The sequence below is a fragment of the Pseudomonas sp. B23(2017) genome, from assembly GCF_002113725.1.
Taxonomy (GTDB): domain Bacteria; phylum Pseudomonadota; class Gammaproteobacteria; order Pseudomonadales; family Pseudomonadaceae; genus Aquipseudomonas; species Aquipseudomonas putida_Z.
Genome location: NZ_NEJM01000009.1, coordinates 155,271 through 170,575, shown reverse-complemented (window position 1 = coordinate 170,575; position 15,305 = coordinate 155,271). Strand labels below are relative to the sequence as shown.

The window sequence follows — 15,305 nt, the reverse complement described above, 5'->3', positions numbered from 1 at the left end:
CCTCTTCGCGGGTAAACCCGCTTCCACAGGGATTTCACTTCCCTTGAGTGGAGCGCCGTACCTGTGGGAGCGGGTTTACCCGCGAAGAGGCCGGCACAGGTAACCCCAATTCAATGAAGGACCATCCCATGCCCCCACTGCACCGCCTGTTCGCCATCGGCTCCCTGGCCCTGGCCCTCACCGCCTGCTCCCCAGCCGACAACACCTCGGCCAGCAACACCCTGAACATCGCCTTCTGGGGCGACAACACCACCCTGGTCAGCGTCGACCCCTTCCAGGTCTACTGGCTGGAGCACCGCGTACTGCTGCGCAACGTGGCCGAGTCCCTGACCGACCAGGACCCGCAAACCGGCCGCATCATCCCCTGGCTGGCAAAAAGCTGGGAGGTCAGTGCCGATACCCTGAGCTACACCTTCCAGCTGCGCCAGGACGTCACCTTCAGCAACGGCGAACGCTTCGACGCCCACGCCGTGAAAACCGCCTTCGACAGCAACAAGGCCTTCGCCACGCAGCTGCCGGCCACCTTCGGTGCCACCTACCTGGCCGGCTACGACCACGCCGAGGTGCTGGACGACTTCACCGTGCGCCTGGTCCTGGCCAAACCTAACGCCGGTTTCCTGCAGGCCACCTCGACCACCAACCTGGCCATCCTTGCGCCGGCCTCCTACAAGCTGACTGCCCAGGCGCGCTCACTGGGCAACATCATCGGCACCGGCCCGTTCATCCTCGAGCACTACACCCCGGAGGTAGGCGCACGGCTGGTCAAGCGCGCCGACTACGCCTGGCCATCAGCCAACATGCACAACCAGGGCCCGGCGCACCTGGATGCCGTGGACATCAGCTACATCCCCGAGGAAAGCGTGCGCAACGGCCTGTTCCTGCAGGGCAAGGCCGACATCCTGTGGCCGCGCAACCCGTTCTCGGAAGTCGACCTGAAGCTGTTCCAGTCCAAGGGCGCGACCATCCAGAGCCGCTCGCTGCCGGGCCCGGCGCTCAACCTCTACCCCAACACCCGCAACGACCGCCTGCTGGCCGACCGCCAGGTGCGCCTGGCACTGCAGAAGGCCATCGACCGCACCAGCTACGCGCATACCGTGTACAACGCCGCGTTCCCGGTGGTGAGTGGCGTTTACGACGTCACCACGCCGTACTTCAAGCCCCAGGCCGACAAGCTCGCCTATGACCCCACGGGCGCCGAGCAACTGCTCGAGGCCGCCGGCTGGCACAAGGGCGAGGACGGCTACCGGCACAAGAACGGCCAGCGCCTGACCCTGCGCTACAACCTGACCCCGGCCGAAAGCGCCGGTGACGTGCTGGTGCAGGACCAGTTGCGCAAGGTCGGCATCGACCTGAAGCTCAATGTGCTGACCCGCGCCGAATGGGTGGCCGGGAACGCGTCCGGCAACTACGACCTGACCTCCACCTACATGACCCGCGCCGACCCGATCATCCTGCAGACCATCCTCGACCCGCGGGCAGCAAGCAGCACCACGTTGGCCACCAACACCTACGAACCGCACACCCTGGCCAGGGCCCAGGCGCTGTTCGACAGCGGCATCACCGCCACCGCCTCCCCGCAACGGGCCCAGGCCTACGGCCAGCTGCAGGACCTGCTGGTCGACGAGGCGTCGGCGTTCCCGCTGTACGAGCGCGTCTGGCAAGCCGCCACCGCGCCGCGGGTCAAGGACTTCCGCTGGACTGCGGAAGGCTTCGCGCTGCTCAGTGACATCCAGGTCGGCCAGCCATGAAACGCTACCTGATCGGCCGCATCGGCCAGGCCCTGTTGGTGCTGTGGGGCGCCTACACCATCACCTACTTCATCCTCTACCTGCTGCCGGGCGACACCCTGGCGATCATGCTCAGCGCCTCGGGCATGGAGGCCGATGGCCTGTCACCCGAGGACCTGGCCAAGGCCCGTGCCTACTACGGGCTGGACAAGGGGCTGCTCGAGCAGTACTTCGACCTGCTGTGGCGCGCCCTGCACGGTGACCTCGGGCAGTCGTTGTCACTGGGCCGGCCGGTCACCGCGCTGCTGGCCGAGCGACTGCCGCAGACCCTGGCCCTGGCCGGCGCGGCCATCGCCCTGTCGCTGCTGGCCGGGGTCGGCCTGGCCTACCTGACCGCCTACCTGCAATGGCGGCCACTGAAGACTGCCCTGGCACGCCTGCCGTCGCTGGGTTTCTCGGTGCCGGTGTTCTGGATGGGCCTGCTGCTGATCCAGGTATTCGCCTTCGCCCTCGGCTGGTTCCCGGCCACCGGCAGCCAGGGCCTGGCCAGCCTGGTGCTGCCGGCGATCACCTTGGCGATCCCCAGCGCCGCGGTGTACGCCCAGGTGCTGCAGCGTGGCTTCCAGGGCGTGTGGCAGGAACCCTACATCACCACCGCCTTCGCCAAGGGCCTGAGCCGGGCCCAGGTGCAGGCGCGCCATGGCTTGCGCAACGCGGCCTTGCCGCTGCTGACCCTGATCGGCCTGCAGGTCGGCAATACGGTATCCGGCGCGGTGCTGGTGGAAACCATCTTCTCGCGCAACGGCGTCGGCCGCCTGGCCCAGGAGGCCGTGCTGCGCCAGGACATCCCGGTGGTGCTGGCGATCGTCGCGGTATCGGCCACCGCCTTCGTGGTGGTGAACCTGATCGTCGACCTGCTCTACCCGTACCTCGACCCACGCATCACCCACACGGCCAAGGTGAGCTGAGATGACCATCGACCTTTCCCTGCCCCCGATCGACACCCAGCCCACGGGCGAGGTGGCACATCCTGCCAGCGCCTGGAAGCGGCGCACGCACCTGCAGCGCGCCCGGCAGGCCCTGATCCCGCTGCTGCGCAGGCCCGGCTTCAGCCTGGCGCTATTGATCGTGCTGTTCGCCCTGTTCGCCGCACTGGCCCCGCAGTTGCTGACCAGCTTCGACCCCTACGCCACCTCGCCCGCCGACAAGCTCAGCGCCCCCGGCGTGGTGCACTGGTTCGGCACCGACGAGCTGGGCCGCGACCTGTACACCCGGGTGGTCTATGGCGCGCGCCTGTCGGTGCTGGCCGCATTGCTGGCGGTGGCCATCGCCCTGCTCGGCGGCCTCGGCCTGGGCGTGCTGGCCGGCTTTGCCGGTGGGCGCGTCGACGCGGCGCTGATGCGCCTGATCGACGTGTTGCTGGCACTGCCCGGCCTGCTGCTGGCATTGGCCATCGTCACCGCGATCGGCTTCGGCACGGTGCCGGTGGCAGTCGCCGTGGGCGTCGGCATCATCCCGGGCTTTGCCCGCACCACCCGCGCCGAAGTGCTGCGCATCAAGACCCTGCCCTATGTCGAGGCCGCCCGCCTGGGCGGTGCCAGCTGGGCGCGCACGCTGCTGCGCCATGTGCTGCCCAACGCCTGGGGCCCGGTGGCGGTGCTCGCCACCCTGGACTTCGGCGCCGCCATCCTGGCCACCGCCGGGCTGAGCTTCCTCGGCTTCGGCGCGGCGCCGCCGGCGGCGGAATGGGGCACGCTGATCGCCAACGGCCGCCACTTCCTGATCACCGCCCCTTGGGTCTCCCTGCTGCCAGGGCTGTTCGTGGTAGCCGTGGTGTTCAGCCTCAACCACCTGGCGCGCAGCGCCGAGGAGCATGCCCGATGAGCCTGCGCCCCCTGATCGAGGTCCGCGACCTGAGTGTCAGCTACACCTTCGCCGGGCAACCCATCCAGGCCTTGCGCCAGCTGTCGTTCAGCCTGGCCCAGGGCGAGACGCTGGCCATCGTCGGCGAGTCCGGCTCGGGCAAGTCGACCCTGGCCAATGCCCTGCTCGGCCTGCTGCCGGGCAATGCCCGCATCGAGCAGGGCCAGCTGTGGGTCGACGGCGTGGATGTGGCCCGGGCCAGCGAGCGTACCCGGCGCCAGTTGCGCGGGCGCACCATCGGCCTGGTACCGCAGGACCCGATGGTCAGCCTCACCCCGACCCTGCGCATCGGCCGGCAGATTGCCGAGGCCTTGCTGCTGGCTCGCGGCCGACGCTACCCGACGGTGGATGCCGATGTGCTGGAGTTGCTGGCACAGGTCGGCCTGGACGACCCGGCGCTGCGCGCCCGCCAGTACCCCCATGAACTTTCCGGCGGCATGCGCCAGCGGGTGCTGATCGCCATCGCCCTGGCCGGCGAGCCGCGGCTGATCATCGCCGACGAGCCCACCAGCGCGCTGGACGTGACGGTACAGCGGCGCATCCTCGACCACCTGCAACAGCTGGTGGCCGAGCGCGGCATCGCGCTGCTGATCATCACCCATGACCTGGGCATGGCCTGCGACCGCGCCGACCGCCTGCTGGTCATGAAACAGGGTGAGCTCGTCGAGCAGGCCTCGCCCAGGCAGATCCTCTGGGGCGCACGGCAGCCCTACACCCGCGGCCTGCTCAACGCCGCGCCGGCCTTCGTGCCACGGCGCAGGCCTGGCGCGCCGAGGGGCCAGGCAGCGCTGCTGCGCCTGAGCAACGTCGGCAAGCACTTCGCGTTGCCCGGGCAGGATGCCCACTTCACCGCCCTGCATGACCTGAACCTTGAGGTGCATGCCGGGCAGACCCTGGCCATCGTTGGCGAGTCGGGCTCAGGCAAGAGCACCGCGCTACGGATCGCCCTCGGGCTGGAAAAGCCCAGCCATGGGCGGGTGGAGTTCGCTGGCGTGGACGTCAGTGCCTGCAGCTGGCGGCAGTTCCGCCCCCTGCGCCGGCGCATCCAGCTGGTGCAGCAGAACCCGTTCGCCGCGCTCGACCCGCGCTTCACCGTGTTCGACAGCATCGTCGAACCGCTGGTGTCGTTCGGCCTGCTCAAGGGCGAGGCCCTGGAGCGCAGGGCCCGTGAACTGATCACGCGGGTGCAGCTGCCGGTGCACTTCCTCGACCGCCTGCCCCGGGAGCTGTCGGGCGGCCAGCGCCAACGGGTGGCGATCGCCCGGGCATTGGCCCTGGAGCCCGAGGTGCTGCTGCTCGACGAACCGGTCAGTGCGCTGGACGTGTCGGTGCAGGCGCAGATCCTCGCCCTGCTGGATGAGCTGCAGCGCGAGCTGGGAATGGCCTACGTGCTGGTCTCCCACGACCTGGCGGTAGTGGCGAGCATGGCCGACCAGGTGCTGGTGCTGCAGCGCGGCCAGGTGGTCGAGCAAGGGCCGGCGGTGCAGGTGTTCGGCCAACCGGCCAGCGCCTATACGCGGGCGCTGATCGAGGCGATACCCGGGCATTCGCGCAGCGTGCTGCCCGTGGCGGTTTGACCGTTTTGCCGTGCGGCACGGGCGTGCCGCGCGGATCAGACATTGAGGCCTATCTGGCAAGAGGTATTGAACATGAGCAAAAGACAGATCCATCTCGGCGCAATGATCCACGGTGTCGGCCACGGCTGGGGCGAATGGCGGCACCCCAAGGCGCTGGCCGACGCCAGCGTCAACTTCGGTTTCTACAAGCAGCAGGCGCATTTGGCCGAGGCGGCCAAGTTCGATTTCGCCTTCATCGCCGACAGCCTGCACATCCATGCCCGCTCCAGCCCCCACTACCTCAACCGCTTCGAGCCGCTGACCATTCTCTCGGCACTGGCGGCGGTCACCACCCATATCGGCCTGGTGGCCACGGTCACGGTCAGCTATACCGAACCGTTCCAGGTCGCCCGCCAGCTCGCCTCGCTGGATTTGATCAGCGGCGGCCGCGCCGGCTGGAACGTGGTCACCTCATGGCTGTCGGGCACCGCCGACAACTTCGGCAAGGACCAGCACCCGCCCCACGCCGTGCGCTACCGCATCGCCCGTGAGCACGTCGAAGTGGTCAAGGGCCTGTGGGACTCATGGGAAGACGACGCCTTCACCCGCGACAAGCAGAGCGGCGAATTCTTCGACCCGGCCAAGTTGCACACCCTGGGCCACAAGGGGGAGTTCTTCAAGGTCAAGGGCCCGCTGAACATCCAGCGCTCGCCCCAGGGCCAGCCGCTGATCTTCCAGGCCGGCGTGTCGGAGGACGGGCGCAACTTCGCCGCGCAGAACGCCGATGCGATCTTCGTCAACCCCGAGTCGTTCAGCGATGCCCGCGCCTACTACCAGGACCTGAAGCAACGCGCCGCAAGCCATGGCCGCGACCCGGACCAGCTGTTCATCCTGCCGGGCATCCGCCCCATCGTCGGCCGCGACGAAGCAGAGGTGGAGCGCCGCTACCAGCAGGCCGTCGACCTGGTGAGCATCGAGGACGCCCTGGTCGCCCTCGGCCGCCCGTTCAACGACTATAACTTCAGCCAGCACGAGCTGGATGCACCGTTCCCCGACCTGGGCACCCTTGGCGACAACAGCCACAAGGGCACCGCTGACCAGTTGAAGCAACTGGCCCGCGACGAAAGCCTGAGCCTGCGCCAACTGGCCTTGCGCTTCTCGCGCCCAAGACGCGACTTCACCGGCACCCCCGAGCAAGTCGCCAACGCCTTGCAGGACTGGTTCGAAGACGGCGCTGCCGACGGCTTCATCATCAACTCGCTGCTGCCCGATGGCCTGCAGTATTTCACCGAGCTGGTGGTGCCCCTGCTGCAAGCACGCGGCCTGGTGCGCAGCGAATACAGCGGCAGCACCTTGCGCGACAGCTTTGGCCTGAGCGTTCCGACCAACCGCAACACGCTGCGCCGCGGGCAGATCGCAGCTGCCTGAATCCGCCCCACACGAAAAGGAGTTCCATTGCATGAGCCTAGAATTCATCGGCCTCATCGGCCCCCAGGAAAGCAGCGAATCACAGGCCCCGCGCGGCCCGCTGGTCGACCTTGATTTCATCAAGGCCTTCGCCCAGGCCCAGGAATACGCCGGCTTCGACAAGGCCCTGCTGGCAGTCAACACCAGTGCGCCGGACTCGATGATACTGGCCAGCTACGTAGCCGCGCTGACCGAGCGCATCGGCCTGCTGGTGGCGCACCGCCCCGGGTTCCAGGCGCCAACCTTCGCCGCTCGCCAGTTCGCCACCCTCGACCAGCTCAGCCGCGGCCGCGCCTCGATCAACGTGATCACCGGCGGCGACAGCGGCGACCTGCAGCGCGACGGCGACTTCCTCGACAAGGACGCCCGCTACGCCCGCACCGACGAATACCTGCAGGTACTACGCAACACCTGGACGCAGACCACACCCTTCGACCACCACGGCGAGCATTACCGGGTGGAAGACAACCTGACCCTGGTCAAGCCGGTGGGCAAGCTGCCGGTGTACTTCTCCGGCGCTTCGGACGCGGCGGTGGAGGTCGCGGCGAAACACGCCGATGTGTACATGATGTGGGGGGAGCCACTGGAGCAGGTCCGCGAGCGCATTGCCCAGGTGCGCAAGGCCGCGGCCCGTCACGGGCGGGAGAATCACATCCGCTTCAGCCTGTCGCTGCGGCCGATCCTGGGGGACACCGAGGAAGAGGCCTGGGCGCGGGCCGAACGCATCCTGGCCGATGCCAGGCAGCGCATCGGCATCCGCCAGGGCAACCGCCGCGAGAAGAATTTCGGCAAGAGCAATGTCGGCTCCGAGCGCCTGGTACAGCTGGCCGGCCAGCGCAAGGTGCACGATACCCGGCTGTGGACCGAAATCGCAGCTTTGGGCGGCGGGGCCGGCAATTCCACCTCACTGGTGGGCACGCCCGAGCAGGTGGCCGAAGCGGCGCTGGCCTACTACGAACTGGGTGTGAGCACCTTCCTGTTCCGTGGCTTCGAGCAGTTGCGCGATGCCGTGGAGTACGGACAGGAGCTGATTCCGCGGATCCGCGCACTGGTGGCCCAGCGTGAGGCAGGACGCAGTACGCGTTCTGCATAGGCCCTGCCGCCTGTGCAGGCCATTTCGTTGCCTTGGCAGAGACCTTGTGGGAGATTGCCCAGCCCTTTGGGCCGCGCTGTCGGACAGATAACTGAGTTCGCAAGCGATCCTCGTACCCTGTGGAAGCGGCTTTAGCCGCGAAGAATCCAACACGGTGCATGGCACCGGCTGCGCCGGTGTTCGCGGCTAAAGCCGCTCCCACAAGGCCCCGCTCAAACATCAGCATTGCGCATTTCTACTGATGCGATTTATCAGTAATAAACATAATTAACATAGAACCAAAAAGCCTTTCACAGCACCGTGAAAGTCCATTAGGTTCTGTAAACCGACCCCAACATGGCGGAGGCAAATGGATTTGTGCCAGCCGCCGTCGGGTCCCTCCCTTCGATCCGCCCGTTGCGCACATCCGAACCCAACCTTCTCGGAGCATGCGACATGGGATTGTCCCGTAGAGACCTGATCACCCGCCTCGCCGCCATTGGCGGCTATTCGGCAGCCCTGGGCGCGCTGGGGCAGAATGCCCTGGCTGCCACCTTCCAACCCCTGCAACTGGCCGCAAGCGGCGGCAACGGCAAGCGCGTGGTGATTGTCGGCGCTGGTATTTCCGGCCTGGTATCCGCCTACGAGCTGCGCAAGGCCGGCTTTTCGGTCACCGTGCTGGAGGCCCGCGAGCGGGTCGGTGGCCGGGTCTGGACCTTGCGCCAGGGCGACCGCGTCGAGCACAACGACGGCAGTTCGCAAACCGTCGAGTTCGACCCGGGCCACTTCTTCAACGCCGGCGCCGCGCGCCTGCCCAGCCATCACCTGACCATCCTCGGCTACTGCCGTGAGCTGGGCGTGGAGCTGCAGGTGCTGGTCAACAGCAGCCGCAACGCCCTGGCCCAACCAGACCTGGCTCGCCCACCGCTGCTGCTGCGCCAGGCAGTCAACGACACCCGCGGGCACTTCAGTGAACTGCTGGCGCGCAGTGTCAGCCGCAACTCCCTCGATGCCGAGCTCGACAGCAGCCAGCGCAAGGCCTTGCTGGACTTCCTCAAGGTCTACGGCGACCTCGACAGCCAGCAGCAGTACCGCGGTTCGGTACGCGCCGGCTACACCCGCTTCGCCGGCGCCGGCGACCAGACCCCGATCCAGCGCCAGCCGGTGCCGCTGGACCAGCTGCTGGACAGCAACCTGCTACTGCCGCTGGTGTTCGACGAAATCCCCGAGTTCTCCTCGACCATGTTCCAGCCGGTCGGCGGCATGGACCAGATTCCCAAGGCGTTCTATCGCCAGGTAAAGGACAGCGTGCGCCTGGGCGCCGAGGTGCTGGGGGTGGATACCGGTGACAACGGTGCCAAGGTGGTCTGGCGCGACCGCAAGAGCGGCCAGCAGCACGTCGAACAGGCCGACTACGCCATCGTCACCCTGCCCCTGCCACTGCTGGCCAAGCTACCGAACAACTTCGACAAGGCCTTCAGGCAAGCCATCGCCAGCGCCGAAGGCGACAAGGCCAACAAGGTGGCCTGGCAGGCGCCGCGCTTCTGGGAAACCGACTTCCAGATCTATGGCGGGCTCAGCTACATCAACCACGAAGCCCGCACCCTGTGGTACCCCAGCGATCACCTCAACAGCGCCCAGGGTGTGCTGGTCGCCACCTACAACACGGGCGCGGTGGCCCAGCAGTTTGCCGCCAAGCCGCTGCAGGCCCAGGTCGCCTCCTCGCGCCAGGCGGTGGAATCGCTGCACCCGGGCCACAGCCACAAGCTGGCCAGGCCGGTGGTGGTGAACTGGTCGAAGATCCCTTTCAGCGAAGCGCCGTGGATCGTCCACGACGAAGTCGCCCAGCCCGGCTACGACCTGCTCAACCAGCCCCAGGGGCGTACCTGGCTGGCCAGCGACGCCCTGGCCCATGGCGGCGTGGGCATCTGGCAGAACAGTGCCGCCGAGTCCGCCCGCCGGGTGGTCGGCCTGATTGCCAAACACGCCAGCCAGACCACCCGCGGCGTTGCCGCCTGACCTGCAAGGAACCACCCCCATGCCTCGTCTTCTTCTGCTTGCCGGAGTACTCATGTCGCTCACCCTCAACGCCCACGCCGACGGCATCAAGCGCGTCGCGCCACCCGGCTCGAACTTCCCCATCTCGCAGCTGGTCACGGTACCGGCCGGCAGCCAGCTGACCTTCATCAGCGGCACCCTGCCGGACGTAGCCGACCCAAAGGCGCCCAAGGGTAGCGTTGCAGCGCTGGGCAACACCGAAACCCAGGCCCGCTCGGTGCTGAACAAGCTGCGCACGGCGCTGCGCAGCCAGGGCCTGGACCTTGGCGACATCGTCCAGTTGCGGGTGTTCCTGGTAGGTGACCCGGCCAACGGCGGCGCCCTCGACTTCGCCGGGTTGCAGGCGGCCTACACCGAGTTCTTCGCCACCGCCGAGCAACCCCGTACACCGACCCGCACCGCCATCCAGGTGGTGGCCCTGCCATTGCCGGGCGCGCTGGTGGAAATCGACGCGATCGCGGCCAAGGCGCCGTAAGTGCGCCAGCCATGCCAGACAAGGAACTGCGTGCATGAAGCCAGCTTTTAAAACTGCCTCTTTTTTCGGCGTGGCCCTGGCCGCCGGGCTGCACAACGCACCCAGCCTGGCCGAGGAACCCGCCGCCCAGGCCCTGGGCACGGTGATCGTCACCGGCAACCGTGGCAGCGAGAAACGCACCGTAACCAGCAGCCCGGTGCCCATCGACGTGATCAGCGCCAAGCAGTTGCAGGAAACCGGCAAGCCCGGCCTGATGGAAGCCCTCAGCGCCAGCGTGCCGTCGCTGACCTTGCCGGAAAAGACCGGCTGGGACGCCAGCGGCATGGCCCGCGCCCCTAACCTTCGCGGCCTCAACGCCGCCCAGGTGCTGGTGCTGGTCAACGGCAAGCGCCGCCATACCAGCGCTACGCTCAACATCAGCGGCATCAACGCCGGCGCTGCCCCCGCCGACCTCGACCTGATTCCCATCAGTGCCATCGACCATGTCGAGGTGCTGCGTGATGGTGCGGCCGCCCAATACGGCTCCGACGCCATCGCCGGGGTGATCAACGTGATCCTCAAGGCCGACGCCAGCGGCACTGCCGTGACCACCGCAGGCCAGGGCTACGACGGCAAGAAGCAGACCGTGCAGCAAAGCCTGAACAAGGGCTTCGAGATCGGCCGCGACGGCATCGTCCAGCTGGCACTGGACGCCCGCAGCCAGAACGACGACAACAAGGCCAGCGCCAATGGCTACAGCCAGGCCGAAGCCCTGGACCGCGCCGGCAAGGTTACCTACGGCGGCTATGGCACGCCGAAGATCAACCTTCTGACTCTGGGCTACAACGCCGAACTGCCGCTGCAGGACGACCTGACGCTCTACTCGTTCAGCACCTGGTCGTACCGCAAGGCCGAGCAGGGCCAGAACTTCCGCCTGCCGACCATCGTCAACACCATCACCACCGGGCCCAACGGGCGCCCCTCGGGCTACACGCCCACCTGGTACATCGAGGAATACGACTACCAGGCGGCGTTTGGCGCCAGGGGCCTGGCCGGCGAATGGGACTGGGACCTGTCCAGTACCTACGGGCGCAACGAGGCCGAACAGGGCACCTGGAACAACCAGAACCCGTCACTGGGCGAGGCCACGCCCAACCATTTCGAATCCGGCACCTGGGTCAGCTCGCAACTGACCAGCAACCTCGACCTGCGCCGCAGCTTCGAAGTTGGGCTGACCAAGCCGCTGGACTTCTCCTGGGGCCTGGAACAGCGCCGCGATACCTACCAGGTGCAGGCTGGCGACTGGGCCAGCTGGGCCGACGGCGGCTACTGCAAGGCGCCCGGCAATTGCGCCGCCTCCGGTGCCCAGGTCACCAACGGCATCTCCCCCGCCGAGGCCGCCAGTGCCAGCCGCAACAGCTACGCCGGTTACCTGGACGTGGGTTTCAACCCGCTGCCGCAGTGGTACTGGGGCGCTGCCCTGCGCTACGAGCACTATGATCGCAACATCGGGGCCACCCGCAGCGGCAAGCTGACCACCCGCTACGAGCTGACCCCCGAACTGGCCGTGCGGGCGACGGTGAGCAACGGCTTCCGCGCGCCGTCCTTGGCCAACAACCTGTTCAGCGCCCGCTCCACTACCTACGGCGTGGTCGACGGCGTGTACCAGTCGATCAACTATGGCGTGCTGCCGGTGGATTCGGCCGCCGCCAAGGCGCTGGGCGCCGAACCACTGAAACCGGAGAAGTCCACCAACTACAGCCTGGGGCTGGCCTGGCAGCCCGGCGAGCGCCTGGCCTTCACTGCCGATGCCTACCTGATCAACGTGCGCGACCGCATCACCCTCACCGGTACCCTGCTCGGCCCCGAGGTCACCCAGGCCCTGCTCGCCAACGGTATCGACTCGACCTCGGGCGGCCAGTACTTCACCAACGGCGCCGATACCCGCACCAAGGGCCTGGACCTGGTGGGCAGCTACGACCAGGACCTGGGTGGTGCCGGGACGGTGAAGTGGACGGCGGCCTTCAACTGGAACGACACCGAGATCCTCGACTACAAGCAGAGCGTGAACATCCTTGGCACGCCCTACGAACTTATGAATCGCCAGGCGCGCAACCTGCTGACCGAGGTACAACCGCACACCAAGCTGATCCTTGGCGGCAACTGGCGCCTGGACCGCTACCGGGTCAACCTGGGGCTGACCCGCTACGGATCCTGGCGCGAGGTGAATGCCGCCAACGACCGTTCGCTGGACCGCGAGTACAAGGCGCGCTGGATCACCGACCTGGATGCAGGCTACCAGCTGACCAAGGACCTGGAAGTGGCGATCGGGGCGCGCAACCTGTTCGATATCTACCCCGAGCGCCAGGCACCGAGCAGCAAGACCATGGTCAAGGGATACGGGGTGTACTCTCCCTATGGCTTTACCGGCGGGTATTACTTCGGGCGGGTGACCTACACCTTCTGATTCGTGACAAGCCGGCCGACGATGTCGGCCGGCAACCGGTATCAACCACGCAACATATGGACCGCCACACCGGCCAAGGCGCAACTGAACAGTACCTGGATCACGCCACGCTTGAAGCGGAACAGGGCCACTGCGGCAGCAATGGCGATCAACGCCGAAGGCCAGTCGAACGCCCCACTGAAACCCTTTGGCCAGAGCACGTGATAGCCGAAGAACATGGCGAGGTTCAGGATCACCCCCACGACCGCGGCCGTGATCCCCGTCAGCGGTGCGGTGAACTTCATCTCGTTGTGGGTCGACTCCACCAACGGGCCACCGGCGAGGATGAACAGGAACGACGGCAGGAAGGTGAACCAGGTGACGAGGCTGGCCGCGACTGCACCGGCCAGGAACGGGTTTTGCTCACCGAACATCGGATGCACGTAGCCACCGACGAAGCCGACGAAAGCCACCACCATGATCAATGGTCCTGGCGTGGTTTCTCCCAAGGCAAGGCCATCGATCATCTGAGTGGGTGACAGCCAGCCGTAATGCCCGACGGCGCCCTGATACACATAGGGCAGGACGGCGTAGGCGCCACCGAAGGTCAAAAGTGCGGCCTTGGTGAAGAACCAGCCCATTTGCGTCAGGGTGCCGGCCCAGCCAAACGTCAGTGTCAGCAGCCCCATGGGCAAGGTCCACAATACTGCGCCGATCAGCACCAGACGCAGCAAATGCCCCACCCGAAAACGCGCATGCTCAGGCGTTGGTGTGTCATCGTCGATCAGGGCCGGGCCGTAGCTGTTCCTGGCAGCCCCATGACCACCACCGATCACGAATTTGCCGGGGGCGAAGCGACCGCCCACATAGCCTGCGATACCGGCAACCAGCACGATCAACGGGAACGGCACATTGAGGGCAAAGATGGCCACGAACGACGCTGCGGCCATGGCCCACAGCCAGCCGTTCTTCAGCGCGCGCGAGCCGATCCGGTGAGCCGCGTGCACGACAATGGCCGTGACTGCAGGCTTGATGCCATAGAAGACCCCCGCCACCACCGGGACCTCGCCAAAGGCGATGTAGACCCAGGACAAGCCAATCAGGATGAACAGCGAGGGCAATACGAACAATACGCCGGCAATCACCCCTCCCCAGGAGCGGTGCATGAGCCAACCGATGTAGGTGGCCAGTTGCTGTGCCTCGGGGCCTGGCAACAACATGCAGTAGTTCAGCGCGTGCAGGAACCGCTTTTCGCTGATCCAGCGCCGGCGCTCGACCAGTTCCTGGTGCATGATCGAGATCTGCCCGGCGGGCCCACCAAAACTGATGAAGCCCAGCTTGAGCCAGAACAGGAATGCTTCGAACAGGCCGATCGGCCGCTGAACCGCTTGCGATGGTGGCTGTTCGCCCACTGCAGAGGTGCTATCAACCATTTTGCGCTTCCTCACTCGCGAAAGCCGTCAGAAGGCCATCGAAGATGCCCCCGGCGACCGTTGTCAGTTGATCGTCATCGCCAATGCTTTGTCTCAAGCCCGCGAGGACACGTTCGATACCTGGTGCTTCCGAGGGCTGGTTGCCTCCCACATCCAGGTAGTGAATGACCGCGGCCAAGCGTGCCAGGCCCGGCTGCTGCAGGGCAAAGCTCTCGATGAGGGTTTCGAAGGACACCCGCTGGCCGACATGGCTGAACCTGGCCCCATCAAAATCGAAGCCCAGCGCATCGCCCGGGCAGTCTTCAGGCCTGTCCAGCCAGATGAATCGAGCGTCGGCATCGATGAAGCGACGAATCAACCAGGCACATGCCAGCCGATCCACCCATGGGCGCTTGCGGGTGGCCCAAAGGCGCCCCTGGTAGTCGTTGCGTTCCAGTCGGGTGATCGCCTCGTCGTGGGCACTCGGCTCATCGGAAGACAGTGCGCGGCCAATCGCGGCTTCGAGCTCTTGCAGCGCCGCATCGGCTTGTGCCTTGGGCACGCCTGGGAAAAAATCGGTCGCCGCCAACTGGCTGAAGGCCTTTCTGAGCTTGCGCACCTGCCGTGCGGTCTGCAGCGCATTCTCTGGCGCCAGCTCGGCCCTGCAGCCTGCAATTTCTTCCATCAGGCTGGCGTACTCGTCGCTCCTGTCGAACAGCCTGCTGAAGCGCTCTTCACGCTCAGGCAGCGACAGGAGAAATGCGGTGCCGTTGATAGCCAGCACGTCACGCTCGACTGCCTCGAAAACTTCCCGACCCGCACATTGTTCGGGCAGCAGGTAAACACCATCCCTCAGCACTGTGGCTCCGGAGGCCTTCAGGCTTCTCCAGGCACGCATGCGCTCGGTGGCATTGGCCGTCGGCAATCCGAGGATCAGTAGCGACCAGTGGATCATGTAGAGTGCTCAACACAATATGTTTGAACCTCTACATTAAACTGAAACTGTGCAAAATCAACAGGCCCGTAGCTTTTGGGGCTGCTGCGCAGCCCATCGCCGGCAAGCCGGGCTCCCACAGGGACCGCGAAAATCTTGAGGTCTGCGCCGTACCTGTGGGAGCCCGGCTTGCCGGCGATGGGCCGCAAAGCGGCCCCAAATCGCTCAACTGACTGGCACCAGGGTAAACCCGCTC

The 15,305-nt window shown here is 66.4% G+C and carries 11 protein-coding genes; 9 read left to right on the top strand and 2 right to left on the bottom strand.

Annotated features, from left to right (window positions below):
* The first annotated feature begins 128 nt into the window (after positions 1–128).
* From CAG46_RS16410 to CAG46_RS16370, 9 genes are all read left to right on the top strand, one after another.
* Positions 129–1,748: an ABC transporter substrate-binding protein gene (locus CAG46_RS16410; RefSeq protein ID WP_085616296.1), complete on the top strand. Its 1,620-nt coding sequence runs from the start codon at positions 129–131 to the stop codon at positions 1,746–1,748.
* Positions 1,745–2,695 carry an ABC transporter permease gene (locus tag CAG46_RS16405; protein ID WP_075045452.1) on the top strand — a complete coding sequence of 317 codons (951 nt, stop codon included), beginning with the start codon at positions 1,745–1,747 and terminating at the stop codon, positions 2,693–2,695. The genes CAG46_RS16410 and CAG46_RS16405 overlap by 4 nt, the downstream gene beginning before the upstream one ends.
* Before the next feature lies 1 nt (position 2,696).
* On the top strand, positions 2,697–3,611 hold the full coding sequence (locus CAG46_RS16400) for an ABC transporter permease (protein WP_085616294.1): 915 nt from the start codon (positions 2,697–2,699) through the stop codon (positions 3,609–3,611).
* The gene (locus CAG46_RS16395) at positions 3,608–5,227 is read left to right on the top strand and encodes an ABC transporter ATP-binding protein (RefSeq protein WP_085616291.1); all 1,620 of its coding nucleotides are present in this window, start codon (positions 3,608–3,610) and stop codon (positions 5,225–5,227) included. Before CAG46_RS16400 ends, CAG46_RS16395 begins: the two co-directional genes overlap by 4 nt.
* Positions 5,228–5,299: 72 nt before the next feature.
* Complete coding sequence (locus CAG46_RS16390) at positions 5,300–6,634, top strand: LLM class flavin-dependent oxidoreductase (protein ID WP_085616289.1); 1,335 nt, start codon at positions 5,300–5,302, stop codon at positions 6,632–6,634.
* Positions 6,635–6,665: 31 nt separating this feature from the next.
* Positions 6,666–7,766, top strand: a complete 1,101-nt coding sequence (locus CAG46_RS16385; protein ID WP_085616287.1) for an LLM class flavin-dependent oxidoreductase — start codon at positions 6,666–6,668, stop codon at positions 7,764–7,766.
* Between the two features lie 435 nt (positions 7,767–8,201).
* Complete coding sequence (locus CAG46_RS16380; RefSeq protein WP_085616285.1) at positions 8,202–9,764, top strand: FAD-dependent oxidoreductase; 1,563 nt, start codon at positions 8,202–8,204, stop codon at positions 9,762–9,764.
* 19 nt (positions 9,765–9,783) lie between these two features.
* Positions 9,784–10,278, top strand: a complete 495-nt coding sequence (locus tag CAG46_RS16375) for a RidA family protein (RefSeq protein WP_025339468.1) — start codon at positions 9,784–9,786, stop codon at positions 10,276–10,278.
* A gap of 34 nt (positions 10,279–10,312) precedes the next feature.
* The gene (locus CAG46_RS16370) at positions 10,313–12,724 is read left to right on the top strand and encodes a TonB-dependent siderophore receptor (RefSeq protein ID WP_085588196.1); all 2,412 of its coding nucleotides are present in this window, start codon (positions 10,313–10,315) and stop codon (positions 12,722–12,724) included.
* Positions 12,725–12,765: 41 nt separating this feature from the next.
* Here the strand turns inward: CAG46_RS16370 and chrA are convergent, their stop codons facing one another.
* The gene (gene chrA / locus CAG46_RS16365; RefSeq protein WP_085616283.1) at positions 12,766–14,136 is read right to left on the bottom strand and encodes a chromate efflux transporter; all 1,371 of its coding nucleotides are present in this window, start codon (positions 14,134–14,136) and stop codon (positions 12,766–12,768) included.
* The gene (locus tag CAG46_RS16360; protein ID WP_143493447.1) at positions 14,129–15,070 is read right to left on the bottom strand and encodes a chromate resistance protein ChrB domain-containing protein; all 942 of its coding nucleotides are present in this window, start codon (positions 15,068–15,070) and stop codon (positions 14,129–14,131) included. Before CAG46_RS16360 ends, chrA begins: the two co-directional genes overlap by 8 nt.
* Positions 15,071–15,305: the final 235 nt, after the last annotated feature.

What these genes read in the sequence shown, in the direction of transcription:
- CAG46_RS16410 (WP_085616296.1), top strand. Translation starts at nt 129, where the DNA reads ATGCCCCCACTGCACCGCCTGTTCGCCATCGGCTCCCTGGCCCTGGCC.
- CAG46_RS16405 (WP_075045452.1), top strand. Translation starts at nt 1,745, where the DNA reads ATGAAACGCTACCTGATCGGCCGCATCGGCCAGGCCCTGTTGGTGCTG.
- CAG46_RS16400 (WP_085616294.1), top strand. Translation starts at nt 2,697, where the DNA reads ATGACCATCGACCTTTCCCTGCCCCCGATCGACACCCAGCCCACGGGC.
- CAG46_RS16395 (WP_085616291.1), top strand. Translation starts at nt 3,608, where the DNA reads ATGAGCCTGCGCCCCCTGATCGAGGTCCGCGACCTGAGTGTCAGCTAC.
- CAG46_RS16390 (WP_085616289.1), top strand. Translation starts at nt 5,300, where the DNA reads ATGAGCAAAAGACAGATCCATCTCGGCGCAATGATCCACGGTGTCGGC.
- CAG46_RS16385 (WP_085616287.1), top strand. Translation starts at nt 6,666, where the DNA reads ATGAGCCTAGAATTCATCGGCCTCATCGGCCCCCAGGAAAGCAGCGAA.
- CAG46_RS16380 (WP_085616285.1), top strand. Translation starts at nt 8,202, where the DNA reads ATGGGATTGTCCCGTAGAGACCTGATCACCCGCCTCGCCGCCATTGGC.
- CAG46_RS16375 (WP_025339468.1), top strand. Translation starts at nt 9,784, where the DNA reads ATGCCTCGTCTTCTTCTGCTTGCCGGAGTACTCATGTCGCTCACCCTC.
- CAG46_RS16370 (WP_085588196.1), top strand. Translation starts at nt 10,313, where the DNA reads ATGAAGCCAGCTTTTAAAACTGCCTCTTTTTTCGGCGTGGCCCTGGCC.
- chrA (WP_085616283.1), bottom strand. Translation starts at nt 14,136, where the DNA reads ATGGTTGATAGCACCTCTGCAGTGGGCGAACAGCCACCATCGCAAGCG.
- CAG46_RS16360 (WP_143493447.1), bottom strand. Translation starts at nt 15,070, where the DNA reads ATGATCCACTGGTCGCTACTGATCCTCGGATTGCCGACGGCCAATGCC.